The sequence below is a fragment of the Mycolicibacterium holsaticum DSM 44478 = JCM 12374 genome (genome assembly GCF_019645835.1).
Taxonomy (GTDB): Bacteria; Actinomycetota; Actinomycetes; order Mycobacteriales; family Mycobacteriaceae; genus Mycobacterium; species Mycobacterium holsaticum.
Window position 1 is genome coordinate 441,920 of sequence record NZ_CP080998.1, and the last position, 25,991, is coordinate 467,910.

The window sequence follows — 25,991 nt, forward strand, 5'->3', positions numbered from 1 at the left end:
CGCTGCACCCGGCCACTCTATCAAGCTCGAGGGTGCAGAGAAAACCCGTGGTGGTGCCCCGCCGCGCAGGGGATGGTTAGAGTTCTGGCGGTGAGAGTTGATCGGCGATGGTGGATCGCCATCGTGATCGTGGTCATCGTCATCGGGGCCCTCGTCTACAGCATGTTCAACCGACCGCCGCAGGAGTGCGATGCGGTGCGAGAGTTGTTGGAGTACAACCAGTCTCAGGCCGCCCTCATCGAATCCAAATCCGCCGAGGGCGACGGCCTGCCCACGCTGGCAGAAGAGACCGCGTACCGGGCGTGGGCCGACGGGCTGGCCGAACGGGCGCAGAAGGTCAGCCGAAGCGCACCCGACCTGGAGTGGACAAGCTCACAGTTGGCCAGCCTCGCCAACGAGTTCGTCGGGAAGATGTCCAAGGTGCGCGCAGAGGCCGAATCGCGCGCGCCCGGCGCCCCGGCGCCGCCGACGTATTTCGAAATGGCCGCGATCAACGCGCAGATCAGCCAGAAACTCGCGCATCTGTCGGAGGTTTGCGGAGGTTGACCCGGCCCATAGGGTTGATGCCTATGTGCACTCGTGTGGTCTACCTCGGTACCGGTGAACGGATCGTCACGGGCCGGTCGATGGATTGGAAGTTCGAGATCGGCACCAATTTGTGGGCGCTGCCCCGCGGGGTGAAGCGCACCGGGCAGGCGGGTCCCGATTCGGCGGCGTGGACGGCGAAGTACGGCAGCGTGGTGGCCACCGGATACGACATCTGCACTACCGACGGCGTCAACGAGGCTGGGCTGGCCGCCAACCTGCTGTGGCTGGCCGAATCGCAGTACCCGGCCAACACCGGGGACCGGCCCGCCGTCGCGCTGTCGTTGTGGGCGCAGTACGTCCTTGACAACTTCGCCACCGTGGCCGAGGCCGTCGCCGCGCTGACGGCCACCCCGCTGCGGGTGGTGACGGCTGAAGTGCCGGGCCAAAACCGGCTGGCCACCCTGCACCTGGCCATCTCGGATGCCAGCGGGGACAGCGCGATCGTCGAGTACATCGACGGTGAACAGGTCATCCATCACGGTCGCCAATATCAGGTGATGACGAATTCGCCGATCTTCTCCAAGCAGCTCGCGATCACCGAGTACTGGCAGCAGATCGGTGGAACGGTGATGCTGCCCGGCACCAACCGCGCCGCCGACCGGTTCGTGCGGGCGGCGTTCTACATCGACGCGGTGCCCAAGACCGCCGATCCGCTCGAGGCGGTCGCGGTGGTGTTGAGCGTGGTGCGCAACGTCTCGGTCCCCTACGGCATCACCACCGCCGACGAACCCAACATCTCCTCGACGCGGTGGCGCACCGCCGTGGACCACACGTCGCTGCGCTACTTCTTCGAGTCCGCGCTCTCGCCCAACACGTTCTGGGTCGACCTGGCCAACCTCGACTTCTCCGAGGGGGCGCCGGCGAAGCGGCTGAACCTCGGTGACGCCGAGAAAACCGTGTACGCCGGGGACACCAGCGCCGGGTTCGCGCAGGCTGAGCCGTTCACGTTCCTGTCCGTGGCGTAGCGCCCTTGCCGGGGCTAGAGTCGGCGCCGCTACCGGGGCACAAAACGGATGCGACGCACCCCTTATCCTGGGTGAGAACCTCCCCCGAACTTCGAAAGGCTTGTTCAGTGGCGCTCGTCGTACAGAAATACGGCGGATCCTCGTTGTCGGACGCCGAGCGGATCCGTCGCGTCGCCGAGCGCATCGTGGAGACCAGGAAGGCCGGCAACGACGTCGTCGTGGTGTGCTCGGCGATGGGTGACACCACCGATGACCTGCTGGATCTGGCCCGGCAAGTGTGCCCGGCGCCGCCGGCGCGCGAGATGGACATGCTGCTGACCGCGGGGGAGCGGATCTCCAACGCGCTGGTCGCGATGGCCATCGACTCGCTGGGCGCGCAGGCCCGCTCGTTCACCGGATCGCAGGCCGGGGTGATCACCACCAGCGTCCACGGCAAGGCCAAGATCATCGAGGTCACGCCGGGCCGGCTGCGCGATGCGCTCGACGAGGGCTACATCGTGCTGGTCGCCGGGTTCCAGGGCGTCAGCCAGGACAGCAAGGACGTCACCACGCTGGGCCGCGGCGGCTCGGACACCACCGCCGTCGCGCTGGCCGCGGCGCTGGACGCCGACGTGTGCGAGATCTACAGCGACGTCGACGGCATCTTCACCGCCGACCCGCGCATCGTGTCCAACGCCCGCCACCTCGACCAGGTCAGCTTCGAGGAGATGCTCGAGATGGCGGCGTGCGGGGCCAAGGTGCTCATGCTGCGCTGCGTGGAATACGCCCGTCGCTACAACGTTCCCATCCACGTCCGGTCGTCGTACTCGGACAAACCCGGCACGCTGGTGACCGGATCGATAGAGGACATTGCCATGGAAGACGCCATCCTGACCGGAGTCGCTCACGACCGCAGTGAGGCCAAGGTGACCGTCGTCGGCATCCCCGACGTACCCGGCTACGCCGCCAAGGTGTTCCGCGCCGTCGCCGACGCCGACATCAACATCGATATGGTGCTGCAGAACATCTCCAAGGTCGAGGACGGCAAGACCGACATCACGTTCACCTGTCCGCGCGACAACGGGCCCACCGCGGTGGAGACGCTGGCCGCGCTGCAGAAGGAGATCGGGTTCACCAAGGTCCTCTACGACGACCACATCGGCAAGGTCTCGCTGGTCGGCGCCGGGATGAAGAGCCATCCCGGGGTGACCGCGAAGTTCTGCGAGACGCTCGCCGAGGTCGGCGTCAACATCGATCTGATCTCCACCTCTGAGATCCGCATCTCGGTGCTGATCAAGGACACCGAACTGGACAAGGCGGTGTCGGCGCTGCACGAGGCGTTCGGGCTGGGCGGCGATGAGCAGGCCATGGTCTACGCGGGAACGGGGCGGTAACCGTGGGGCGAGCGCAGCGACGGGAGAGATAAATGGTGGCGATCGGTGTGGTCGGCGCGACGGGCCAGGTCGGCCAGGTCATGCGCACCCTGCTGGAGCAGCGCGATTTTCCCGCGACCAGCGTGCGGTTCTTCGCCTCGGCGCGCTCGCAGGGTAAGAAGCTGCCGTTCCGCGGCCAGGAGATCGAGGTCGAGGACGCCGCGACGGCAGATCCGTCCGGGCTGGACATCGCGCTGTTCTCCGCGGGGGCCACGATGTCGCGGGTGCAGGCGCCGCGATTCGCGCAGGCCGGCGCCGTCGTCATCGACAACTCGTCGGCCTGGCGCAAGGACCCCGACGTGCCGCTGGTGGTCAGCGAGGTCAACTTCGCGCGTGAGGTCGCCGGGCGCGCGCGCAGCCTGCCGAAGGGCATCATCGCCAACCCGAACTGCACGACGATGGCCGCGATGCCGGTGCTCAAGCCGTTGCACGACGAAGCCGGTCTGGTGCGGATGATCGCCTCGACGTATCAGGCGGTGTCGGGCAGCGGGCTGGCCGGTGTCGAGGAACTCTACGGTCAGGCGCAGGCCGTCATCGCCGGCAGCCGCGACCTGGTGCACGACGGCGGCGCGGTGGACTTCCCGGCGCCGGACAAGTACGTCGCGCCGATCGCGTTCAATGTGGTCGCGCTGGCGGGTTCCTATGTCGACGACGGCTCCGGTGAGACCGACGAAGACCAGAAGCTGCGCAACGAGAGCCGCAAGATCCTCGGCATCCCCGACCTCGCGGTGAGCGGCACGTGCGTGCGGGTGCCGGTGTACACCGGGCACTCGCTGTCGATCAACGTGGAGTTCTCCCAGCCGCTTTCGGTGCAGCGCGCCTCACAGCTGCTGTCCGAAGCGCCGGGGGTGAAGCTGGTCGACGTGCCCACGCCGCTGGCTGCAGCCGGTATCGACGACACGTTGGTCGGGCGTATCCGCCAGGATCCCGGCGTGCCCGACGGGCGGGGGCTTGCGTTGTTCGTCTCGGGTGACAACCTGCGAAAAGGCGCGGCTCTCAACACGATCCAGATCGCCGAGTTGCTGGCCGCCGAGCTCTGACGTTGCGCACCGCTCCCATGCGCCGAAAGGGACATTCGGGCGGGAAAGTGCGAGTAGTTTTCGCCATCTCGTCGATCTCGGCGCTGGCTGCAGGGGCGCTGGCGGCTGGCGTGCTGGCCGCCCCGGGCGCCGTCGCCCAGCCGGCGCCCATCCCCGACCCGGTGCTGCCGCCGCTGGCTCCCGGACAGGTGATCCGCATCGGCCCGACGGCTGGAACCGGCACGCCCACAGGGGATTACGGTATCGGTGCGACCGACCTGTGCGAGTTCATGGAGTTCCCCAGCGGCATCCTGCAGGTGTGCGGTGATAGTTTCGCGGGCCAGGGCGTCGGCTACGGCGGCTGGTACTCGCCGATCGCGCTGCACGTCGACACCGCATCGATCAACGACCAGGGCGGTGTGCGATACGACGGCGTGACCGGCATCGACAAGCCGCTGCTGGCCGATCCCACCCCGCCGGGCGCCTCACAGTTGCCTGCCGGGGTCGTGCAGATCAACCGCGAGAACTACATGCTGGTGACCACGGTGCGCGACCTGGATCCGCAGACGTCGCGGCTGGTGAAAGCCGAACCAGGGCGCGGCAATTGGCAGACGGTGCCGGGCTCGCAGCGACCGGCGGACTACCAACAGTGGCGACAGTCGCAGATCAGCGGATACTACGATCCGATCCCGCGGCCGGACTCGCCGCGCGGCTTCGTCTACATCGTCGCCAACAACTTCGACCGCACCGGACCCGTGGTGCTCTACCGCGTCGCCCCACAGGATTTCACCGACCGGGACAGCTGGCAGGGCTGGTCGTCGACGCTGGGCTGGGGACATCCGCCCACCCCGTTGTGGTCCGACCACGTCGGCGAGATGAGCATCCGTCAGATCGACGGCAAGACGGTGCTGTCGTATTTCAACGCCACCACCGGCAACATGGAGGTGCGCGTCGCCAACGACCCCGCGGCCCTTGGCGCCGCGCCGGTGACGACGGTCGTCGTGGCCACCGACTGGCCCACCCCCGTGGAAAACCTTGGGCCACCGGAGAACAACCGGCTCGCCCAGCCCTACGGCGGCTACATCTCGCCGGGTTCCACGATCGACGAGGTGCGGGTGTTCGTCAGCCAGTGGAACACCGGACCGCGCGGCGGCGCGCCGTACCGGGTGATCCAGTTCGCGGTCAACCCGTACAAGCCGTGAGCGCTCACGTTCGGGTGCCGAGATAAACGGTGGCCGCCGACCGGCCCCGGGTAATCGGGTTGTCGAACCAGATCTGCTGGGCCGCAACGTCGGTGAAGACCGATTCGAGGACGGAGCCGAACTCGTCGTCGGGTGCGTCGTCGGACCACATCGCGAACACCCCGCCAGGGGACAGATGTGCCGACGCCGCCCGCAGGCCGCCGACGGTGTAGAAGGCGGAGTGCGGATCGTGCAGCACGTGACGCGGCGAGTGGTCGATGTCCAACAGGATCGCATCGTAGGTCCGGCCCGGACGTTCGGGATCGAATCCGGCCGCATCCGTTGCGGCGGCGAAGAAGTCCGCGCACACCAGCGTGACGCGCGGGTCGGCGGCGAGGCCGACCGTATCGGGTAGCAGGTCGCGCTGGTGCCAGTCGATGACCGCATCTGAGTACTCGACCACCGTGATCGATCGAACCCGGCTGTCCGCCAACGTTTCTCGGGCGGTGTATCCGAGCCCCAGCCCGCCGATGACCACGTCGAGACCGGTTCCGGGGGTCCGCGCCAGACCCAGCCGCGCCAACTCGCGTTCGGCGACGGTGAACAGGCTCGACATCACGTGCTCGTCGTCGAGTTTGACCTCGTACACGTCGGCGCGCACGGTCAGATCGAAGCGACGTCGCAGGCTGATGACACCCATCGGCGTCTGCCGCCACCCCAACTCCTCGAAGCGTGCGCTCATCGAGGCGACGTTAGCTGACCGGGACGGGCAGCGACACCCGCGTTCGGTCAGGCGACGCTGCTGACGTGTCGGGCGGACTCGCCGATGGTGGCGCCGCTATCGCCGATGATCGTGCGCATCAACGCCTTCTGTTCACGGTCACCGCGCTTGGCCGCACGGGCGATGCCGTCGCGACGGACGACGGCGGTCACGCTGCGGGCCAGGTTCACCGGCAGTCGCAGCAGCGGATACCACGGCGGCACGTAACGCGGCAGACCCAACGCGGCCATGGTGCGCGGGCCGAGGAACCCGCTGGTCACCGAGAGATGCTGCGCGCGGGCGAAGCGACGCCGGAGCGCCGCCATCGTGTCGTAGTGCCAGATCAGCGGGTCGTCGATCATCGGCATCGCCAACTGTTTCGACGATTCGTCGGGCTCGGCCAGTGCGCCCAGCGTGTGGTACAGCACCCGGATGCTGTCGCGGAAGTCGCGCGGCAGCCACTCGTCTTCGACGCCCATCAGCCAGCCGACATAGCGAGTCAGGTGCGCGACGGCGGCATAGTCCTTGGGCCGCAACACAACTCCCATGCCGGCCACGCCGACGGACGGGGCGACCAGCGCCCCGACGAGCGTCGCCGCCATGTCGGTCTGGTTGACCGGCACCCCCCACTCGTCGGCGCGCCAATCCGGCATCGCGCCCACATGCCTGCGTACCAGCGAATGGATGAACCGAACCCGCAGCGTCGACTGATAACCCGAGCCCAGCACCTCCAGACCGCCTTCGGCGATGACATCCATCGCCCACTGCATGGTTTCGGCGAAGCGCTTGTTGGACCCCTTCTCCAGCGCGCCGGTGCGCAGCAGCGTCTTGTTGAAGCCGGAGAACTGGTAGCCGCCCAGCAGCGACACGTCGCGGGCGATGTACATCCCGTCGGCGCCACCGCGGCGCAAGGCGCGCTGACCGCGCTCCAGCATCGTGCGGTCGACCCACGGGGGCACCGTTTCGGCATCTCGGAAGAACTCGACCAGCGGTTCGGGTGCGTCGGACACCGCGTCGATGCCCTCGGCGAGCGCACGGTCGAAGAGCGGCCGCGTCTCTTTGAGGCCCACGCCGCACATCCACTCGACGAGACGGTCCATCGGCTCGTCGCCGACCGTCAGCCGCTCACCCAACCTGCGCCACTGCTCCTGGGTCGGCGCGCTGATGCCCATCGCGGTGGCCATCAGCCTGATCGCGGCCGGCACCGGTCGGGGACGGTCCGGATGACGCGTCGGGATCGGCCTGTTCATCGCCTCTGCAACCCCTTCGAGCGAATTCTGACAACGCTTATAGTCAAAAATCTAAGCGGCGGCCGCAGCGATGTCAAAAGTGGCCTTTCACAGCGGATTCATAGCCGTGACATGACCGGCACAGAACACCCGGGGAGATGATCGATGTCATGACCGAACCAACATCTGAAATCCCGACCACCCCTGTTGCGCCGCCGCAACCCCCGGCGCATGAACCGCGGCGCAACCGGCTCACCTCGGCAGCCGCCGTCGTCGGCATCATCGCAGGCATCGTCTTCATCGTCGCGGTGATCTTCTTCTCCGGCTTCGTGCTCGGCGCGCACTCCGGCGGCGCCCACCGGGGCGGCCATCACGGCGACCGTGACGCGGCGATCTTCCATCGCGGACCGCCGCCGATGTCCCCGATGGGTCCGCGAGGTCAGTTTCAACGCCCGCCGGGCGGTCCGATGGCGCCGCCGCAGGCGCCCGGATCACCTGAAGCGCCGACGACGGCTCCCGCGCGGCCCTGACCCCGATGCCAGGCCCCGCGTTCTGGCTGGGCCCAGAACGCGGGTCCGGCGCCGTCATCTGACGTTTGGAACCGGTCCCCATCGGGGGACTCCGCTTCGTAGGCGGCTCAGCCAGTTGCCGCCAGCCGAGGAGATGAGCCCAGATGACCGAGAACTACACGACCAACGACGCGGGCAACCCTGTCCCCAGTCTCGAGCACTCGCTCACGGTCGGTCCCGACGGCCCGATCCTGCTCCAGGACCACTACCTGATCGAGCAGATGGCCAACTTCAACCGGGAACGCATACCCGAACGTCAGCCGCACGCCAAGGGTGGCGGTGCGTTCGGTCGTTTCGAGGTGACCCAGGACGTCAGCCAGTTCACGTCGGCGGCGATGTTCCAGCCGGGGGCCAAAACCGAGATGATCGCGCGGTTCTCCACCGTCGCGGGCGAGCGCGGCAGCCCAGACACCTGGCGCGACCCGCGCGGCTTCGCGCTGAAGTTCTACACCGACGACGGCATCTTCGACCTCGTCTGCAACAACACCCCGGTGTTCTTCATGCGGGACCCGATGAAGTTCCAGCACTTCATCCGCAGCCAGAAGCGCTTGCAGGCCAACAATCTGCGCGACCACAACATGCAGTGGGACTTCTGGACCCTCTCACCTGAAAGTGCCCATCAGGTCACCTGGTTGATGGGGGACCGCGGTATCCCGAAGACCTGGCGGCACATGAACGGCTACTCCAGCCACACCTACAGCTGGCTCAACGCGGCCGGCGAGTTGTTCTGGGTGAAGTACCACTTCAAGACCGACCAGGGCATCGATTTCCTCACCCAGGAGGATGCCGACCGCCTCGCCGGGGAGGACAGCGACTACCACCAGCGCGACCTCTACTCCTCGATCGAAGACGGCAACTTCCCCAGCTGGACGCTGCATGTGCAGGTCATGCCGTTCGAGGAGGCCAAGACCTACCGGTTCAACCCGTTCGACCTGACGAAGGTCTGGCCGCACGGCGACTACCCGCTGCACGAGGTCGGCAAGATGACGCTGAACCGCAACGTCACCGACTACCACACCGAGATGGAGCAGGTGGCGTTCGAGCCGAACAACCTCGTGCCCGGAACCGGGCTGAGCCCCGACAAGATGCTGATCGCCCGCGGGTTCTCCTACGCCGACGCGCACCGCGCCCGGCTCGGGGTCAACTACAAGCAGATACCGGTCAACGAACCCAGGAACGAGGTGCGCGCGTACACCAAGGACGGCGCGATGCGCATCCACAACGTCACCGACCCGGTGTACGCGCCGAACTCGATGGGCGGTCCGGCGGCCGATGCCAAACGCGCCGCCGAGGTGCACTGGATGTCCGACGGCGACATGGTGCGCACGGCTTACACCCTGCGACCAGACGATGACGACTGGGGTCAGGCCGGGACACTGGTGCGCGAGGTGCTCGACGACGACGCTCGGGAACGCTTGGCGCACAACATCATCGGCCATGTCTCGGACGGTGTTCGGGAACCCGTGCTGTCGCGGGTCTTCGAGTACTGGACGCGGGTGGACCCGGATCTGGGGAAGCGGGTCGAAGAGGGGGTGCGCGCCAAGGGCGGGTGATCGCGGACGGCGGTCTTGCCGTTCCCGGCTTGGCTGGCATGATCAGAGCCATGAGCATCGAAGTCGTATTCACCCAGGAATCCACGGCGACCGGCGGCGGCCGCGAAGGCCACGTGAAGTCGTCGACCGGCAAGATCGACCTGAACACCAACCACCCGAAGGAAATGGGCGGCAGCGGCGAAGGTACCAACCCCGAGGAGTTGTTCTCGGCCGGTTACGCCGCCTGCTTCCTCGGCGCGCTGCGGTTGGTGGCCAAGAACAACGACATCAAGCTCGACGATGCGACCGCCATCACCGCGCAGGTCAGTTTCGGCAAGGACCCCGAGGGCGGCTTCGGCATCAACGCCCACCTGATCGGTTATCTGCCCGGCCTCGAGCAGAGCGCCGCCGACGACCTGATGAACAACGCACATCAGGTGTGCCCGTACTCCAAGGCCACCCGCGGCAACATCGACGTCAAGCTGTCGGCGAAGGTCTGATGCGGATCGCCGCCGCCGTCGGCGTCGCCCTCGTGGGTCTGACGTTGGCGGCGCCGGCCGGTGCGCGTCCGTCCGACCCGGGCGTCGTCAATTACGCGGTGCTACCCAAGGGGTCGGTCGGCAACATCGTCGGCACCACGATGCGGTTCGAGTGGACCTTCGCCGATCCGTTCCAGTCCTTCTACGTCGACAACCCGGCCTGCAACAACTGGGCCGACATCGGGCTGCCCGACGTCTACGCCGACCCCGATCTGGCGTCGTTCAACGGCGCGGTGGCCCAGACCGCGCCCGACGATCAGACCCACTTCGTCAAACAGGCGGTGGGGGTGTACGCCGACACCGACGCCGCCGAGCGTGCCTTCCGCCGGGTCGTCGACCGCACCGCCGGCTGCAACGGCCAGACCACCGCGATGCACCTCGACAACCGCACCACGCAGGTGTGGACGTTCACCGGTGGGGCCACCACCGCGACCGACGCGGACTGGGTCAAACAGGAAGCCGGCACCGACCGACGCTGCTTTGTCACCACCCGCAAGCGGGAAAATGTTTTGCTACAGGCGAAAGTGTGCCAAGCCGGCAACGGCGGTCCCGCGGTGAATGTGCTGGCCGGGGCGATGCAGAACACGCTCGGCCAATAATGCCGCGCCCGGGTTAACCGCTGGTTCCCAAAAAAGGGCTCGGGAATTGTCAGTGCACTCCCCCAAGATGGTGTGAAGGCCGCGATCGCGCCGGACCCGGAAGGGGATGGGAAATGACCTTGACCATCACGTCCGCGAGAGGAGACGCGCGCACGCAGTCGCCGGAGCTGACCAGCGCAAAACGCGCTGCGGTGCACGTTGGGGCCAGCTGCCTGCGCGACGGTGAGATCGGCCGGGTCGGCCTGGAGGTCGAGGCGCACTGCTTTGATCTGACCGATCCGATGCGACGGCCGGGCTGGGCCGAGCTGAGCGCCGTCATCGCCGGTCTTCCACCGCTGCCGGGCGGCAGCGCGGTGACCGTGGAACCCGGCGGCGCCGTCGAATTGTCCGGTCCGCCGGCCGACGGGCCGCTGCCTGCCATCGCCGCGATGACGGCCGACCGCGCCGTGCTGCGCGACGCGTTCGCCCGCGCGGGGCTCGGGCTGGTCCTGCTCGGCGCCGACCCGCTGCGACCTGCCGAACGGGTCAACCCCGGGCCGCGCTACGCCGCCATGGAAACGTTCTTTCACGCCGATCACACGGGTGCGGCCGGCGCGGCCATGATGACGTCGACGGCGTCGGTGCAGATCAACCTCGACGCCGGGCCGCAGGGCGGCTGGGCGGAGCGGGTGCGCCTCGCGCATGCGCTCGGCCCGACGATGGTCGCCGTCGCCGCCAACTCACCGCTGCTCGGCGGCAAGTTCTGCGGCTGGCGTTCGGCGCGCCAACGCGTGTGGAGCCAGCTGGACTCCGCGCGCTGCGGCCCGGTGCTGGGCGCACGCGGTGACGACCCGGCCAGCGACTGGGCGCGGTATGCGCTCAAGGCGCCGGTGATGCTGCTGACCACGCCGCAGGTCGTCCCGGTGACCCAGTGGGTGCCGTTCGCCGAGTGGGCCGACGGACGGGTGATGCTCGGCGACCGCCGACCCACCGAGGCCGACCTCGACTACCACCTGACCACGCTGTTCCCTCCGGTACGGCCCCGCGGATGGCTGGAGATCCGCTATTTGGACAGCGTGCCCGACGCGGTGTGGCCTGCCGTGGTGTTCACGCTCGTCACGCTGCTCGACGATCCCGCGGCCGCCGACGTCGCCGCGGAGGTCACCGAACCGGTCGCCACCGCGTGGGATCGCGCGGCGCACCTCGGCCTCGGTGATCTACGCCTGCAGCGGGCCGCCGTGCGGTGCGTACAGGCCGCCGCCGAACGCGCGCCCGCCGAACTCGAGGAATCGATGCAGCGGTTGATGCGTTCGGTCGAACAGGGCAGGGCTCCGGCGGACGACTTCGCCGACCGGGTCGTCGCACACGGGATCGCACCCGTGGTCACGCAACTGGCGCAAGGAGGGACGTGACGGTACGCGAGGATCTCGCGCGTGAACTGACCGCCGCCAGGGACCGCACGCTGCGGCTGGTCGATTTCGACGACGCCGAACTCGGCCGCCAGTACCACCCGTTGATGAGCCCGCTGGTGTGGGACCTCGCGCACATCGGCCAGCAGGAAGAGCTGTGGCTGTTGCGCGACGGCAACCCCGACCGGCCGGGCATGCTGGCCCCCGACGTGGAACGTCTCTACGACGCGTTCGTGCACTCCCGCGCCAGCCGCGCCGAGCTTCCGCTGTTGCCGCCGACCGACGCCCGCTCCTACTGCAGCACGGTGCGCAACAAGGCGCTCGATGTGCTCGACGCCCTGCCCGAAGACGGTTCGGCGTTCAACTTCGGCCTGGTGATCAGCCACGAGAACCAGCACGACGAGACCATGCTGCAGGCGTTGAACCTGCGGGTCGGACCGCCCCTTCTCGACGGCGGCGCAGCGCTGCCCGCCGGTCGCCCCGGCGTTGCGGGCACCTCGGTGCTGGTGCCCGGCGGCGAGTTCGTGCTCGGCGTCGACGCGGCAACCGAACCGCACTCGCTGGACAACGAGCGCCCCGCACACGTCGTCGACATCCCGTCGTTTCGCATCGGCCGAGTCCCGGTCACCAACGGAGAGTGGCGTCAGTTCGTCGACGGCGGCGGCTATCACCAACCGCGGTGGTGGTCGCAGGCCGGCTGGTCGCACCGCCTAGCGGCCGGGCTGACCGCGCCGCAGTTCTGGAACCCCGACGGCACCCGCATCCGGTTCGGCCACGTCGAGGACATCCCCGCCGAGGAACCCGTCCAGCACGTCACGTACTTCGAAGCCGAGGCGTACGCGGCGTGGGCAGGCGCCCGGCTACCCACCGAACTGGAGTGGGAGAAAGCCTGCGCGTGGGATCCCGGGGCAGGCGCGCGCCGGCGCTACCCGTGGGGCGCATCGGAACCGACGGCGCACCTGGTCAACCTCGGCGGCGACGCGCTGCGGCCCGCCCCGGTCGGGGCGTACCCCGCGGGGGCGTCGGCCTACGGCGCCGAACAACTACTCGGTGACGTGTGGGAGTGGACCGCCTCGCCGCTGCGGCCGTGGCCGGGCTTCACGCCGATGATCTACCAGCGCTACTCGCAGCCGTTCTTCGAAGGTGTCGGGGCCGGCGACTACAAGGTGCTGCGCGGCGGGTCGTGGGCGGTGGCGGCCAACATCTTGCGGCCCAGCTTCCGCAACTGGGATCACCCGATCCGGCGCCAGATCTTCTCGGGTGTGCGCCTGGCCTGGTCCGTTGAGGAGGGTCAAGCCTGATGTGCAGGCACCTCGGCTGGCTCGGTGACCCGGTATCGGTGGCCTCGCTGGTGCTGGAGCCCGCCAACGGCCTTGTGGTGCAGTCGTATGCGCCGCGGCGCCAGAAGCACGGCCTGATGAACGCCGACGGGTGGGGTGTCGGGTTCTTCTCCTCCGATGTGCCCGACGGCACGCCCCGCCGGTGGCGCAGCGCCACGCCGCTGTGGGGTGACGCGTCGTTCGCGTCGGTGGCGCCCGCGCTGCGCGGCGGCTGCATCGTCGCGGCCGTGCGGTCGGCCAGCGTCGGCATGCCGATCGAGGCGAGCGCGTCCGCGCCGTTCACCGACGGGCGATGGCTGCTGTCGCACAACGGGCTGGTCGACCGGGCCGTGCTGCCGTTGTCGACGCGCGCCGAGTCCACCAACGACAGCGCGTTGCTCGCCGCGCTGATCTTCGAACGCGGCCTGGACCGCCTCGCCGACACCGTCGCCGGGGTCGCCTCGGCAGACCCCAACGCACGGCTGAACATCCTGGCCGGCAACGGTTCTCAGCTGATCGCCACCACATGGGGCGACACGCTGTCGGTGTTGCGCCGCGACGACGGCACCGTGCTGGCCAGCGAACCCTACGACGACGACCCGCGCTGGCGCGAGCTGCCCGATCGTCACCTGGTATCCGTCGTCGGCAGCGCTGACGTCGAGCTGATCCCGCTGAAAGGATCGTCATGACCGTCTCGCTGTCGAACCACCTGCCGGCCAACTCGGCCGCGCGGGCGCTGCGCCGCGACGTCCTCGACGGCCTGGCGCAGACACCGAAAGCTTTGCCGCCCAAGTGGTTCTACGACTCGGTCGGCAGCGACCTGTTCGACCAGATCACCCGGCTACCCGAGTACTACCCGACCCGCACCGAAGCGCAGATCCTGCGGACCCGGTCCGCCGAAATCGCCGAGGCCTCCGATGCCGACACCCTGGTGGAGCTGGGCAGCGGAACCTCCGAGAAGACCCGCATGCTGCTGGACGCGTTGCGCGACAACGGCACCCTGCGACGGTTCATCCCGTTCGACGTGGACGCCGGGGTGCTCAGCGCCGCGGGGACAGCGATCCAGCACGAATACCCGGGTGTCGAGGTCGACGCGGTGTGCGGCGACTTCGAGGAGCACCTCGGCGAGATCCCCCGGGTCGGTCGGCGCCTGGTGGCCTTCCTCGGCTCGACGATCGGCAACCTGACACCGCAACCGCGCGCCCAGTTCCTGGCCGCGCTCGCGCAGACGATGCGACCCGGCGACACCCTGCTGCTGGGCACCGATCTGGTGAAGGACCCCGAGCGCCTGGTCCGCGCCTACGATGACAGCGTCGGGGTGACGGCACGGTTCAACCGCAACGTGCTGGCGGTCGTCAACCGCGAACTGGACGCCGACTTCGACCTGGAGGCGTTCGACCACGTCGCGCGGTGGAACTGCGCCGAGCAGCGCATCGAGATGTGGCTAAGGGCCCGCGGTCCGCAGCGGGTGCATGTGCGCGACCTGGATCTGGCGGTCGACTTCGCCGACGGTGAAGAGATGCTCACCGAGGTCTCGTGCAAGTTCCGCCCGGACGGGGTCACCGCGGAACTGGCCGCCGCGGGCCTGCGGCGCACCCATTGGTGGACCGATCCCGCAGGTGACTTCGGCCTGTCGCTCTCGGCGAAATGAGCCTCGGCGAGCAGTGGCGGTCGGCGCGCCCCAAGGTCGCCGGGCTGCATCTGGACAGCGCGGCGTGTTCACGGCAGAGCTTCGCGGTCATCGACGCCACGACGCAACACGCACGCCACGAAGCCGAGGTCGGCGGATACGTCGCCGTCGACGCGGCGGCACCGGTGCTGGACGCCGGACGCGCCGCCGTCGCCGCCCTGACCGGTCTGGCCGCCGACCACGTCGTCTTCACCACCGGCGCCAACCACGCGCTCGATCTGCTGCTGTCCAGCTGGCCGGGTGAGCGCACGCTGGCCTGCCTGCCCGGGGAGTACGGGCCCAACCTGGCAATCATGGCCGCGAACGGTTTTGCCGTGCGGGCCCTTCCCGTCGACGGTGACGGGCGCCTCGACGTCGACGCCGCCGCCCGCCAACTGGTCGCCGATCCGCCTGCCGTCGTGCACCTGACCGCGCTGGCCAGCCACCGTGGCCTGGCGCAGCCGCTGGCGGGGCTGGCCGACGTGTGCCGGACCCTCGGTGTTCCGCTGGTCGTGGACGCCGCGCAGGCCCTCGGTCACCTCGACTGCGCGGTGCGCCCCGCAGCGGTGTACGGCTCGTCGCGCAAATGGCTCGCAGGCCCGCGCGGTGTCGGTGTGCTGGCTGTGCACCCCGATCTGGTGCAGCGCCTCCGGCCGCGGCTGCCACCACCGGACTGGAACCTGCCGCTGGCGGTGACCCAGCTCCTCGAACACGGTGAGGCCAATGTCGCTGCCCGCGTGGGGTTTTCGGTTGCCGTCGGCGAACACCTGGCGGCCGGCCCCGAACAGGTGCGCGCCCGGCTCGCCGAAGTCGGCCGGTGCACCCGGGAGGCGCTCAGCGACGTGACGGGGTGGCGGGTGGTCGAAGCGCTCGACGAGCCGACCGCGATCACCACCCTGGCACCCACCGAGGGGGCCGACCCGCAGAAGGTGCGGGCCTGGCTCATCGCGCACCGGGCTGTGGTCACCACATATGCCGAGGTGCAGCGTGCGCCGTTCGAGATGACGACCCCGGTGCTGCGGGTCTCACCGCACGTCGACGCGACTTCCGATGAGCTCGCGCAGTTCGCGGAGGCGCTGGCAGCCGCGACCGCCGACGTCTAGGGCGCGTCCCAGGTATGCACCGGCTCGTTGCTGTGCATGCGCTCGCAGTACAGCCGCAGCATCTCAGCCAGCGCGTTGGGCCGGCTGAGCCCGCGCTCCTGCAGGGCCCCCACGGTGGCCACCTGCCAGGCCGACCCGTTACGGCCGGTCTTGGCGCGGCCCTCGATCACCCCGAGGTAGCGGTCGCGCACCTCGCCGGCCACCTGCCAGCGGCGCAGACCCTCGTCGGCCATCGGCAGCAGTTGACGCAGCACCAGTTCGTCGGGCGTCACCTCGCCCAGCCCGGGCCAGTACAGCCGCGCGTCCATGCCGTTGCGCGCCGACTCCTGGAAATTGTGTTGGGCCGCAGCGAAACTCATCTTCGTCCACAGCGGGCGGTCCTCTTCGGACAGGGTGCGCAGCGTACCGTAGTAGAACGCGGCGTTGGCCATCATGTCGACGACGGTCGGTCCGGCCGGCAGCACCCGGTTTTCCACGCGCAGATGCGGACGGCCGTCCACCACGTCGTACACCGGCCGGTTCCAGCGGTAGATGGTGCCGTTGTGCAGCCGCAGCTCGGCCAGCCGCGGGGTGCGTCCCCGGGCGAGTTCGTCGGCGGGGTCTTCGTCGGACAGCTCAGGCAGCAGCGAGGGGAAGTAGCGCACGTTCTCCTCGAACAGGTCGAAGATCGAGGTGATCCAGCGCTCGCCGAACCACACCCGGGGCCGTACCCCCTGCGCCTTGAGTTCGTCGGGACGGGTGTCGGTGGCCTGCGCGAACAGTTCGATGCGGGTCTCTGACCACAGCTGGTGGCCGAAGAAGTACGGGGAGTTGGCGCCCAGCGCCAGCTGCGGGCCTGCCAGCACCTGTGCGGCGTTCCAGTTCTGCGCGAACTCGGCGGGGGAGACCTGAAGATGCAGTTGCATGCTGGTGCACGCCGACTCCGGGGCGATCGACTCGGTCTGCAGGCTCAACCGCTCCGGGCCGGTGATGTCGATGAGGATGTCCTCGCCGCGCGCGGTGAAGATGGAATCGTTGAGCGCTTGATAACGGGTCGATTCGCTCATCCACCTGCCCGACAGATGTTCGGGCATCAGTGTGGGCAGGATGCCGACCATCACGATGTGCGCGTCGTGGTCGTTGGCTTTCTGCTCGGCGGCGTTGAGGCTGGCCCGCACGTCGTTCTCCAGCTCGAGCGCCGCCCGGCCCGGCAACCGCCGCGGCGGAACGTTGAATTCGATGTTGTAGGCACCCAATTCGGTCTGGTACGCGGGATCGGCGATCGCCTCGAGGACTTCCTGGTTGGTCATCGCGGGCTGATATGCGGAGTCGACCAGGTTGCACTCGATCTCCATGCCCGTCAACGGGCGCTCGAACTCGAAACTGGATTGGTTGAGCATGGTTTCGAAGATGTCGAGGCACTGCTGCACCTTGCGCCGGTACTCCCGCCGGTGCGCGCGGCTGAACTCGGTCTGCTTCAGGTCTTCGCCCACACCGCCGATGGTTCAGCGTCGGTGACGCTTGCGCAAGTATCACGCGTGAACCGCGCCGGGCGGGGTAGGCCCTGGGCGTGGACATCACCGTGGCCTTCATCGGCAACGCGACCACGCTGATCGCCGCGGGCGAGATCACCTTGCTGACCGACCCCAACTTCCCGCACGCGGGCCAGCGGCGCCGACCTCGCCGAACGGCTGACGCTGCCGCGCCCAGGGCGGAAAGCCGCGGAAACCCGCCGAAGGCCGCAGCACCGCAGCGGAGTTTCCGCATACTGGCCGGGTGAGCGGGCCGGCGATTGACGACGTCGAACAGGGCGGGCTGGAGCAGGTAGCCAGCGTCGACCGCGTCGCCTCGCTCACCGGCGTGCGCGCTGTGGCGGCCCTGCTGGTCATGGCAACCCACGCCGCCTACGGGACCGGCACCTACAACCGCGGATACGTCGGTTTGGTGTTCGCGCGCATGGAGATCGGCGTCGCGATCTTCTTTGTGCTGTCGGGGTTTCTGCTGTTCGGCGGGTGGGTGCGTGCGGCGGCCGCAGGAACCAGCCCACCGTCGGCGACCCGTTACGCGCGCAACCGGGTGCGGCGCATCATGCCGGCCTACGTGGTGACGGTGCTGATCGCATACGTGGTCTACGAATTTCGCGCGATCGCACCCAACCCCGGCCACACCTGGCACGGGCTGCTCCGCAACCTGACCCTGACGCAGATCTACAGCGGCAACTACCTGACCGCCTACATGCATCAGGGCCTGACGCAGATGTGGAGCCTGGCTGTCGAGGTGGCGTTCTACGCCGCGCTGCCGCTGCTCGCCTACCTACTGTTGGTGGCGCTGTGCCGGCGCCGGTGGCGGCCCGGGCTGCTGTTGATCGGCCTGGCCGCACTGGGCGCGCTGAGCCCGCTGTGGCTGGTCGTCATACACACCACCGACTGGTTGCCCAACGGGGCGGGGCTGTGGCTGCCGCACTACCTGGTGTGGTTTGTCGGCGGCATGGTCCTTGCCGTGTTGGCGGTCACCGGGGCCCGGTGCTACGCGGTCGCAGCGCTGCCGGTGGCCGTGGTGTCCTACCTGGTGGTGGCGACGCCGATCGCCGGCCGAACCGATGCTCCCGCATTGGATTTGGGTCAGGACGTGGCGAAGGTGCTGTTCTACGCCGCGATCGCCACGTTGGTGGTCGCGCCCCTGGCGCTCAGCGGGCAACAGGTCGACCGGCAGAGCCGCTACGAGCGGGTGATGGGCAGCCGGGTGATGGTGTGGCTGGGCGAAATCTCCTACGAGATCTTCCTGGTGCACGTCATCGTGATGGAGATCGTGATGGTGGCGGTGCTGCGCTGGCCCGTCTACACGGGTTCGGTGACGGGGCTGTTCGCCGCGACGCTGGCGTTCACCATCCCGGTCGCGTGGCTGCTGCACCGGCTGACCAGGCCACGGGCCCGCCGGTGACGGTTTAAACCGCCGCCGGCCGGGAACTCCCGGGCTGTGACCACAGCGCGACGGGCAGTGCTGACCTACCTTGCGGCGCATCCGCAGGTGTACGACATCCTGCATGCGGTGGTGGGCGCCTACGTCGAGCACTCGCGGCGATCAACGACGGGCAACCACAATCTGCGGGCTCATCAACCCGCCGCGCAGTTGCACCTCGATCCCCGGGTCGGCATGCGCCGCCAGAGCGCGTAGCGCCGACGGGCTGTAACAGCGCAACGAGCTGATCACCCCGTCGTGCAGGAACGGCACCAGCGGCGCCAACGGCAACATCACGGCGAGCCGGAGCAGATGCAGCGGCGACGGGGGCCGTGGCAGGTCAATGATCAGCAGCTTGTCCGCGACCCGGGTGCCTTCGGCGAACGCCAGCGCCGCCTGCGGCGGCGACAGATGGTGAAAGGACAGGGCGAACACCGCCAGATCGAACTGGCGGTCGGGCGCGTCGATGTCGGTGGCGTCCAGCTGGCGCACGGACGCCCGCGGGTGCGCGCCCAGATCACCCGCCGCCAGCGCTTTCACCGACACCGCGTCCACATCGCTGACCGTCACGTCGGCCGTGGGATGCCACTCGAGCAGTTTGCGGGACAGCCCGCCGTGCCCGGCGCCGAGTTCGAGGATCTTCGGATCGGCCACGTCGGCGACCTCCTCGAGGGCCAGCCGGGCGAAATGCTCGGTCTCACCGAAGAATTGGCCCGTCCACTCCAACGCCTTGATGACATCGCGCTTGCGGGCCTCACCGGCGGTACCTGCGGCGGTGTCGCGGTCGAGGTATTCCAGCCGGTCGGTCTGAAGGAGCCGATCCACACACGACGCGTCCGGGCCGCCGCGTGGCATGCGGGCGATGTCGGCGACTGAACGGGTCATGTAGACCATGATGGACGATTGCGACCGCCCTCAACCAGGTGGACCGAGAGGAGCATGACGTTGGCTGAGTTTGTCGCCGCCATCGACCAGGGCACCACCAGCACCCGCTGCATGATCTTCGACCACGGCGGCGCCGAGATCGGCCGCCACCAGCTCGAACATGAGCAGATCCTGCCCAAGGCCGGCTGGGTCGAGCACAACCCGGTCGAAATCTGGGAACGGACGGCGGCGGTGATCATGTCGGCGCTGAACAAGACGAACCTGTCGGCGACCGATCTGGCGGCGCTGGGCATCACCAACCAGCGCGAGACGTCGCTGGTGTGGAACCGGCGCACCGGGCGACCGTATTACAACGCGATCGTGTGGCAGGACACCCGCACCGACCGCATCGCCTCGGCCCTGGAGCGCGACGGCCGCGGTGACGTGATCCGCCGCAAGGCAGGGCTCCCGCCCGCCACGTACTTCTCCGGCGGCAAGGTGCAGTGGATCCTCGACAACGTCGACGGAGTGCGTCGCGACGCCGAGAACGGCGATGCGCTGTTCGGCACCCCGGACACCTGGGTGCTGTGGAACCTCACGGGTGGCACCCGCGGCGGCGTGCACGCCACCGATGTGACCAACGCCAGCCGCACCATGCTGATGAACCTGGAAACCCTCGACTGGGACGACGAACTGTTGTCGTTCTTCGGGATTCCGCGTCAGATGCTGCCTCAGATCCGGCCGTCGTCGTGCCCGGAGTCGTTCGGCATCACCCGAGACGACGGCCCGGTCGCCGGTCAGGTGCCGTTGACCGGCATCCTCGGCGATCAACAGGCCGCGATGGTCGGGCAGGTCTGCCTCGATGCCGGTGAGGCCAAGAACACCTACGGCACAGGCAATTTCCTGCTGCTCAACACCGGTGAGAAGATCGTGCGCTCCGAGAACGGCCTGCTGACCACGCTGTGTTACCAGTTCGGCGACGCGAAACCCGTTTACGCCCTTGAGGGTTCGATCGCGGTCACCGGGTCGGCGGTGCAGTGGCTGCGTGACCAGCTCGGCATCATCAGCGGCGCCGCCCAGAGCGAGGCGCTGGCCCGTCAGGTGCCCGACAACGGCGGGGTGTACTTCGTGCCGGCCTTCTCCGGGCTGTTCGCGCCGTACTGGCGCTCGGATGCCCGCGGCGCGATCGTCGGGCTGTCGCGGTACAACACCAACGCGCACCTGGCCCGCGCGACGCTGGAGGCGATCTGCTACCAGAGCCGCGACGTCGTCGACGCGATGGAAGCCGACTCCGGCGTGCACATGGAGGTGCTCAAGGTCGACGGCGGCATCACCGCCAACGATCTGTGCATGCAGATCCAGGCCGACGTGCTCGGCGTCGACGTCGTCAAACCCGTCATCGCCGAGACGACGGCGCTGGGCGCCGCCTACGCCGCCGGTCTGGCCGTCGGGTTCTGGGAGAACCTCGACGACCTGCGGTCCAACTGGCAGGAGGACAAGCGCTGGACGCCGGCATGGAGCGACGAGCAGCGCGCCGAGGGCTATGCCGGGTGGCAGAAAGCGGTGCAGCGCACGCTGGACTGGGTGGACGTCGAGTGATTTCGGTGTAGTTCGTCACGCTCAGCGTGACCAAGTACACCGAAATCACATGTTGGCGACGGCCGTGTTCTCCTCGAGGTGACGCACCGACGACGTGCCGGGTATCACCAACACGTTCGGCGCGACCGACAACGCCCACGCCAGCGCGGCCTGGGCGGGCGAACAGCCGAGACGCTCGGCTTCAGCCTTGATATCCGGGTGCCCGAGCACGGGGTTGTCGGCGAAAAACCCCGAGCCCAGCGTGAAGAACGACACGAACGCGATGTCGCGCTCGGTGCACGCGTCGAGCACCGGCTGCGAGCTGCGGTCGACGTAGTTGTAGGGGTTCTGCACGCATACGATCTCGGTGCGGTCCAACGCGATGCTCAGGTGCTCAGTTGTGATGCTGCTCAACCCGATTCCGCCGATCAGGCCTTCGTCGCGAGCCTTGATCATGGTGTCGAGTTGCCGGGTGAACAACTCGCGGTTCAGTGGCGCCCTCGAGTTGGGGTCGGTTTCGAGGTCGTGCACGCGCAGGTTGACCGCGGCGAGGCGGTCGGTGCCCAGCGTTGCGAGGTTCTTCTCGATGTCGGCGCGCAGCTCGTCGGGCTCCTGTGCGGGCAGCCACGCTCCGGCGTCGTCACGACGCGCGCCGACCTTGCTGACCAGCGCGAGACCGGCGGGGTACGGGTGCAGTGCCTCGCGGATCAGCTCGTTGGCCACGTCGGGTCCGTAGAACTGTGCGGTGTCGATGTGGTTGATGCCCAACTCGATTGCGTGCCGCAGCACGGCAAGCGCCTGATCGCGGTCGCGTGGTGGGCCGAGGACTCCCGGCCCGGGAAGTTGCATCGCACCGAAGCCGACGCGACCGACATGGAACGAGCCCAGCGGAAATGTCTGCATACTTCATGCTTACCGCCTCAGCGGGTCTGCCGTCGGTCCAACGCCTCGATCACCGATTGCGCCCATTGCTTCTGCATTTCGTGGGTGCGCAAGCCGTATTCCAGGGCGGCGTACGAATAGAACGATGCGTCGTCCTCACCCCAGTCGACGGAGTCCCGAAGTTCTTCCAGTCGCTTGATCTCGGTGGCCGCGTTATCGGCCAGCGCGCTCAACTGTGCGCGCGCCTGCTCCGGCGGGATCTCCCCGAGCAAGAACACCCGCAGCAACGCGGCGCTGCGAAACGGTGGATCGTCCTGCGGGTTGGTCACCCAGCGGCGCAGCTCCTCGCGGCCGGCGGCGGTGATGCGGTACTCCTTGCGCCCGCGCGGACCGATGTCGGACACCTCGATGAGCCCGGTGGCGGCGAGCTTGTTGAGCTCGCCGTAGAGCTGGCTCTGGGTGGCCGGCCACACGTTCGCCATCGACTCTTCGAAGAGTCGCAGCAGGTCATATCCGCTGCCAGGCTGCTGGGCCAGCAGTCCCAACGCCGCAATCCGCAGGCTCACGAAGCGATAGTACCTCCACTATTGACATGTCACTACAGACATGTGAACGTAGACCCCGTCGCGCGTTAGGAGATGCAGATGACCGACACCTCAGAGGCCTCGACCGACCAGTTCTTCCTGCGGGGCAACTACGCACCCGTCCCCGATGAGCTCGCCGAATTCGACCTGCCCGTCGAAGGGGCCATCCCGCCCGAACTCGACGGCTGGTACCTGCGTAACGGGCCCAACCCGCGGCAGGCCACGGCCCACTGGTTCGCCGGTGACGGGATGATCCACGGCATCCGGATCGAAGGCGGCCGCGCTGCCTGGTATCGCAACCGCTGGGTGCGTACCGACAGCTTCGAGAACGACTTTCCGGTCTACAACGCCGACGGCACCCGCAACCTGCGCTCGAGTGTGGCCAACACCCATGTCGTCAACCACGCGGGCAAGACGCTGGCGCTGGTCGAATCGTCGTTGCCCTACGAGATCACCAACGACCTGGAAACGTTGGGGGCCTACGACTTCGGCGGCAAGCTGGTCGACTCGATGACCGCGCACCCGAAGATTTGCCCGACGACCGGGGAAATGCACTTCTTCGGCTACGGCAACATTTTCGCGCCGCACGTCACCTACCACCGGGCCGACGCTGACGGTGAGCTGACCGTCAACCGGCCGCTGGACGTGCCTGCGCTGACGATGATGCACGACTTCGCGGTGACCGCCAACTACGTCGTGTTCATGGATCTGCCGATCGTGTTCAACCTCGACATCGCGATCAAGGCCGAAACCGACATGCCCTACCGCTGGGACGACAACTACGGCGCCCGCTTCGGGGTGCTGCGCCGCGACGATCCGCATGGCGAGGTGCGCTGGTTCGACATCGACCCCTGCTACGTGTTCCACGTCGCCAACGCCTTCGACACGGCCGGCAGAATCGAGTTGACCGCGGTGCGCTATCCCGAGTTGTGGCGCGACAACGGCGGGTTCGACGCCGAAGGCGTGCTGTGGAGGTGGACCATCGACCTGTCGGCCGGCGCCGTCACCGAGCGCCAGCTCGACGACCGCGCCGTGGAATTTCCCCGCATCGACGACCGCCTGGCCACGCTGCCGGCCCGCTATGCGGTCTCGGTCGGCGATAACCGGCTGGTGCGCCACGACCTGAGCACCGGCGACGCCGTCGAACACGCCTTCGGCACCGCCGAAACGCCCGGCGTTCCCGGTGAGGCGGTGTTCGTACCGTCGACGTCAGGCCCTGCCGACGAGAGCAGCGGCTGGTACGTGGGCTACGTCTACGATCCGGCGCGCGACGGCAGCGACCTCGTCATCATCGACGCGACCGATTTCACCGGAGCGCCCGTCGCCAGAATCAAGCTGCCACAGCGGGTTCCGTTCGGCTTCCACGGCAACTGGATCAGCGCAGCCCTGTGAGTGTGGGCGCTAGCTGGGCGGCGTCAACCCGCCGGGCGGCGGCGACGACGGCGGCGCAGGTGGCGGTTGCTGACCGGGCCACTGCGGGTGTGCAGCGGGCGCCGACGGCTGCAGTCTGGCCAGCTCGCGGCGATGCCGTTCGGCGAGCACCGCGGCCAGCACCAGCTGCGGGGGCGTTCCGGGCGGCGGCGGCGGAGAAATCTGCGCGACGACGTCACCGGCGATCCGGTAGGCCATCTGGTCGCGCACCGTCGGGTTCAATTGTGGTGCGCGGCTGAGGAACTGGCGGGCCAGCTCGGCCTGGTCGGGGCGCAGGCCGGACAACTGCAGCGACGACGCCCACCACGCCAGGTGAGGCGGCATCACCGCCGGCGGTGCTAGCCGCGCTGCGCGTTCGCTGACCACGACGGTGCCCGCGAAGATGTCGCCGATCCGCTTGCCCTTGGGCGACAACAGGCTACAGATCACCGCCGGGCCGCCGGTGAGCATCCAGATCTCGATCACACCGGACAATGCTCGAAACAGCGCCTGGCGGAAACGCTCCGGACCGCCGTCGTCGGACACCACCCGCAGCCCCATCGCCAGCTTGCCCAGCGAGCGACCGCGCGTCGCGGTCTCCCAGGCCAACGGGTAGCCCACCAGCGTGAGCACCGTGAAGATGATCAGCACCGCGCCCGACAACGCCGGGTCGAACCGGTCCACCGTGGTGGCCCACAGCACCACACCGGTGATGTAGAGGATCACGACGACTGTCAGGTCGATGAGCGCCGATGCCACCCGGACCGGTAGCTGGGCGATCTGAACGTCGAGGACCACGGCATCGCCGGTGACGACGACGGGTTGTTGCTGGCCGACCATAATTGGCAACGCTACTAGGATTCGCGGTGTGGATGTCGACGCGTTCGTCCAGGCGCACCGCCCGACGTGGGCCCGGCTCGAGCAACTGGTCAAGCGGCGTCGCAAGCTGACAGGCGCCGAGGTCGACGAATTGGTCGACCTCTACCAGCGGGTGTCGACGCATCTGTCGATGGTGCGGACCGCCTCCAACGACGCGGTGCTCATCGGGCGGCTGTCGAGCCTGGTGGCGCGGGCCAGGTCGGTGGTCACGGGCGCGCACGCACCGCTGTGGCGCGAGTTCGCCCGGTTCTGGACGGTGTCGTTCCCGGTGGTGGCTTACCGGTCGTGGCGCTGGTGGCTGGCCACCGCGGTGACCTTTTTCATCGTCGCCGCGGTGATCGCGGTCTGGGTGGCCGGCAGCCCCGAAGTTCGGGCCACCATCGGAACGCCGAGTGAGATCGAGCAACTGGTCAACAACGACTTCGCGGCGTACTACAGCGAGAACCCGGCCGGCTCGTTCGCGCTGCAGGTGTGGGTGAACAACGCATGGATTGCCGTGCAGTGCATAGCGTTTGCAATCCTTCTCGGCATCCCGATTCCCTATATCCTGTTCCAGAACGCCGCCAACCTCGGGATGGCCGCCGGCATGATGTTCGGGGCGGGCAAGGGTGACATCTTCCTCGGGCTCATCACGCCCCACGGGTTGATCGAACTCACCGCGGTGTTTCTGGCCGGGGCCGTCGGGATGCGGCTGGGTTGGTCGGTGGTGGCTCCTGGTAACCGGCCCCGGTCGCAGGTGCTGGCCGAACAGGGCCGCGCGGTCGGTGCGGCAGCCGTCGGTCTGGTGGCCGTGCTGCTGGTCGCCGGGCTGGTCGAAGCGGTGGTGACACCCTCGCCGCTGCCGACGTTCGCCCGTGTCGGCATCGGGATCGCAGTCGAAGTCGCGTTCCTGGCCTACATCGTCCATTTCGGTCGAAAGGCCGCACGCGCCGGCGAGACCGGTGACCTCGAGGACGCCCCCGACGTCGTCCCCATCCGCTAGTCG

25 protein-coding genes and 1 pseudogene are annotated in these 25,991 nt (G+C 68.3%); 19 read left to right on the forward strand and 7 right to left on the reverse strand.

Annotated elements, in window-relative coordinates; all coding sequences use genetic code 11:
• Window positions 1-90: 90 nt before the first annotated feature.
• The 5 genes from K3U96_RS02155 to K3U96_RS02175 all read left to right on the forward strand — a co-directional run bounded on the left by K3U96_RS02155 (window position 91) and on the right by K3U96_RS02175 (window position 5,186).
• Window positions 91-546, forward strand: coding sequence for a hypothetical protein (locus tag K3U96_RS02155; protein WP_230982339.1), 456 nt, complete (start codon window positions 91-93; stop codon window positions 544-546).
• A 23-nt stretch (window positions 547-569) separates the two neighbouring features.
• The gene (locus K3U96_RS02160) at window positions 570-1,553 is read left to right on the forward strand and encodes a bile salt hydrolase (protein WP_220691913.1); all 984 of its coding nucleotides are present in this window, start codon (window positions 570-572) and stop codon (window positions 1,551-1,553) included.
• A 107-nt stretch (window positions 1,554-1,660) separates the two neighbouring features.
• The gene (locus K3U96_RS02165) at window positions 1,661-2,926 is read left to right on the forward strand and encodes an aspartate kinase (protein WP_069404957.1); all 1,266 of its coding nucleotides are present in this window, start codon (window positions 1,661-1,663) and stop codon (window positions 2,924-2,926) included.
• 32 nt (window positions 2,927-2,958) lie between these two features.
• The gene (locus K3U96_RS02170; protein ID WP_220691914.1) at window positions 2,959-4,005 is read left to right on the forward strand and encodes an aspartate-semialdehyde dehydrogenase; all 1,047 of its coding nucleotides are present in this window, start codon (window positions 2,959-2,961) and stop codon (window positions 4,003-4,005) included.
• A 65-nt stretch (window positions 4,006-4,070) separates the two neighbouring features.
• The gene (locus K3U96_RS02175) at window positions 4,071-5,186 is read left to right on the forward strand and encodes a DUF4185 domain-containing protein (RefSeq protein WP_372514911.1); all 1,116 of its coding nucleotides are present in this window, start codon (window positions 4,071-4,073) and stop codon (window positions 5,184-5,186) included.
• A 4-nt stretch (window positions 5,187-5,190) separates the two neighbouring features.
• Here the strand turns inward: K3U96_RS02175 and K3U96_RS02180 are convergent, their stop codons facing one another.
• Both K3U96_RS02180 and K3U96_RS02185 read right to left on the reverse strand, forming a co-directional pair.
• Entirely contained in the window at window positions 5,191-5,907 is a 717-nt protein-coding gene (locus K3U96_RS02180) for a spermine/spermidine synthase domain-containing protein (protein WP_220691916.1), read from the reverse strand.
• A gap of 47 nt (window positions 5,908-5,954) precedes the next feature.
• Complete coding sequence (locus K3U96_RS02185) at window positions 5,955-7,175, reverse strand: oxygenase MpaB family protein (RefSeq protein ID WP_220691917.1); 1,221 nt, start codon at window positions 7,173-7,175, stop codon at window positions 5,955-5,957.
• A 149-nt stretch (window positions 7,176-7,324) separates the two neighbouring features.
• Here K3U96_RS02185 and K3U96_RS02190 point away from each other — a divergent pair, with 149 nt between their 5' ends.
• The 9 genes from K3U96_RS02190 (at window position 7,325) to egtE (ending at window position 15,872) form a co-directional block, all read left to right on the forward strand.
• Window positions 7,325-7,684, forward strand: a complete 360-nt coding sequence (locus K3U96_RS02190) for a hypothetical protein (protein ID WP_220691918.1) — start codon at window positions 7,325-7,327, stop codon at window positions 7,682-7,684.
• A gap of 143 nt (window positions 7,685-7,827) precedes the next feature.
• The gene (locus K3U96_RS02195) at window positions 7,828-9,276 is read left to right on the forward strand and encodes a catalase (RefSeq protein ID WP_220691919.1); all 1,449 of its coding nucleotides are present in this window, start codon (window positions 7,828-7,830) and stop codon (window positions 9,274-9,276) included.
• A gap of 50 nt (window positions 9,277-9,326) precedes the next feature.
• Entirely contained in the window at window positions 9,327-9,755 is a 429-nt protein-coding gene (locus K3U96_RS02200) for an organic hydroperoxide resistance protein (protein WP_205871006.1), read from the forward strand.
• Complete coding sequence (locus K3U96_RS02205; protein ID WP_220691920.1) at window positions 9,755-10,393, forward strand: sensor domain-containing protein; 639 nt, start codon at window positions 9,755-9,757, stop codon at window positions 10,391-10,393. Before K3U96_RS02200 ends, K3U96_RS02205 begins: the two co-directional genes overlap by 1 nt.
• Window positions 10,394-10,506: 113 nt before the next feature.
• A complete protein-coding gene (gene egtA, locus K3U96_RS02210) occupies window positions 10,507-11,784 on the forward strand; it encodes an ergothioneine biosynthesis glutamate--cysteine ligase EgtA (RefSeq protein ID WP_220691921.1) in 1,278 nt (425 codons plus the stop codon).
• Window positions 11,781-13,082 (forward strand): ergothioneine biosynthesis protein EgtB, encoded by a 1,302-nt coding sequence (gene egtB, locus K3U96_RS02215; protein ID WP_220691922.1) that lies wholly within the window; start codon window positions 11,781-11,783, stop codon window positions 13,080-13,082. Before egtA ends, egtB begins: the two co-directional genes overlap by 4 nt.
• Window positions 13,082-13,789, forward strand: coding sequence for an ergothioneine biosynthesis protein EgtC (egtC, locus tag K3U96_RS02220; RefSeq protein ID WP_069407411.1), 708 nt, complete (start codon window positions 13,082-13,084; stop codon window positions 13,787-13,789). The genes egtB and egtC overlap by 1 nt, the downstream gene beginning before the upstream one ends.
• Entirely contained in the window at window positions 13,786-14,751 is a 966-nt protein-coding gene (gene egtD, locus K3U96_RS02225; RefSeq protein ID WP_220691923.1) for an L-histidine N(alpha)-methyltransferase, read from the forward strand. Before egtC ends, egtD begins: the two co-directional genes overlap by 4 nt.
• Window positions 14,748-15,872: an ergothioneine biosynthesis PLP-dependent enzyme EgtE gene (egtE, locus tag K3U96_RS02230; RefSeq protein ID WP_220691924.1), complete on the forward strand. Its 1,125-nt coding sequence runs from the start codon at window positions 14,748-14,750 to the stop codon at window positions 15,870-15,872. The genes egtD and egtE overlap by 4 nt, the downstream gene beginning before the upstream one ends.
• On the opposite strand, the gene K3U96_RS02235 is transcribed toward egtE, so the two are convergent.
• On the reverse strand, window positions 15,869-17,344 hold the full coding sequence (locus tag K3U96_RS02235; protein ID WP_220691925.1) for a glutamate-cysteine ligase family protein: 1,476 nt from the start codon (window positions 17,342-17,344) through the stop codon (window positions 15,869-15,871). The two genes, egtE and K3U96_RS02235, sit on opposite strands and share 4 nt — an antisense overlap.
• 77 nt (window positions 17,345-17,421) lie before the next feature.
• On the opposite strand from K3U96_RS02235, the pseudogene K3U96_RS02240 reads away from it, so the two are divergent.
• A pseudogene (locus K3U96_RS02240) lies at window positions 17,422-17,523 on the forward strand (MBL fold metallo-hydrolase); the annotation flags it as partial.
• A 104-nt stretch (window positions 17,524-17,627) separates the two neighbouring features.
• Window positions 17,628-18,791 (forward strand): acyltransferase family protein, encoded by a 1,164-nt coding sequence (locus K3U96_RS02245; RefSeq protein WP_220691926.1) that lies wholly within the window; start codon window positions 17,628-17,630, stop codon window positions 18,789-18,791.
• A gap of 141 nt (window positions 18,792-18,932) precedes the next feature.
• On the opposite strand, the gene K3U96_RS02250 is transcribed toward K3U96_RS02245, so the two are convergent.
• On the reverse strand, window positions 18,933-19,703 hold the full coding sequence (locus K3U96_RS02250) for a class I SAM-dependent methyltransferase (protein ID WP_220691927.1): 771 nt from the start codon (window positions 19,701-19,703) through the stop codon (window positions 18,933-18,935).
• 51 nt (window positions 19,704-19,754) lie between these two features.
• Between K3U96_RS02250 and glpK the strand changes: the two genes are divergently transcribed.
• The gene (glpK, locus tag K3U96_RS02255; protein WP_220693365.1) at window positions 19,755-21,272 is read left to right on the forward strand and encodes a glycerol kinase GlpK; all 1,518 of its coding nucleotides are present in this window, start codon (window positions 19,755-19,757) and stop codon (window positions 21,270-21,272) included.
• Between the two features lie 45 nt (window positions 21,273-21,317).
• On the opposite strand, the gene K3U96_RS02260 is transcribed toward glpK, so the two are convergent.
• Together K3U96_RS02260 and K3U96_RS02265 are read right to left on the reverse strand one after the other, a co-directional pair.
• On the reverse strand, window positions 21,318-22,154 hold the full coding sequence (locus K3U96_RS02260; RefSeq protein ID WP_069407419.1) for an oxidoreductase: 837 nt from the start codon (window positions 22,152-22,154) through the stop codon (window positions 21,318-21,320).
• Between the two features lie 17 nt (window positions 22,155-22,171).
• On the reverse strand, window positions 22,172-22,699 hold the full coding sequence (locus tag K3U96_RS02265; RefSeq protein WP_220691928.1) for a PadR family transcriptional regulator: 528 nt from the start codon (window positions 22,697-22,699) through the stop codon (window positions 22,172-22,174).
• Between the two features lie 78 nt (window positions 22,700-22,777).
• On the opposite strand from K3U96_RS02265, the gene K3U96_RS02270 reads away from it, so the two are divergent.
• A complete protein-coding gene (locus K3U96_RS02270) occupies window positions 22,778-24,109 on the forward strand; it encodes a carotenoid oxygenase family protein (protein WP_220691929.1) in 1,332 nt (443 codons plus the stop codon).
• Window positions 24,110-24,118: 9 nt separating this feature from the next.
• On the opposite strand, the gene K3U96_RS02275 is transcribed toward K3U96_RS02270, so the two are convergent.
• Window positions 24,119-24,967 (reverse strand): RDD family protein, encoded by an 849-nt coding sequence (locus K3U96_RS02275; RefSeq protein ID WP_220691930.1) that lies wholly within the window; start codon window positions 24,965-24,967, stop codon window positions 24,119-24,121.
• Window positions 24,968-24,995: 28 nt separating this feature from the next.
• Here K3U96_RS02275 and K3U96_RS02280 point away from each other — a divergent pair, with 28 nt between their 5' ends.
• The gene (locus K3U96_RS02280) at window positions 24,996-25,988 is read left to right on the forward strand and encodes a stage II sporulation protein M (protein WP_069404554.1); all 993 of its coding nucleotides are present in this window, start codon (window positions 24,996-24,998) and stop codon (window positions 25,986-25,988) included.
• Window positions 25,989-25,991 lie beyond the last annotated feature (3 nt).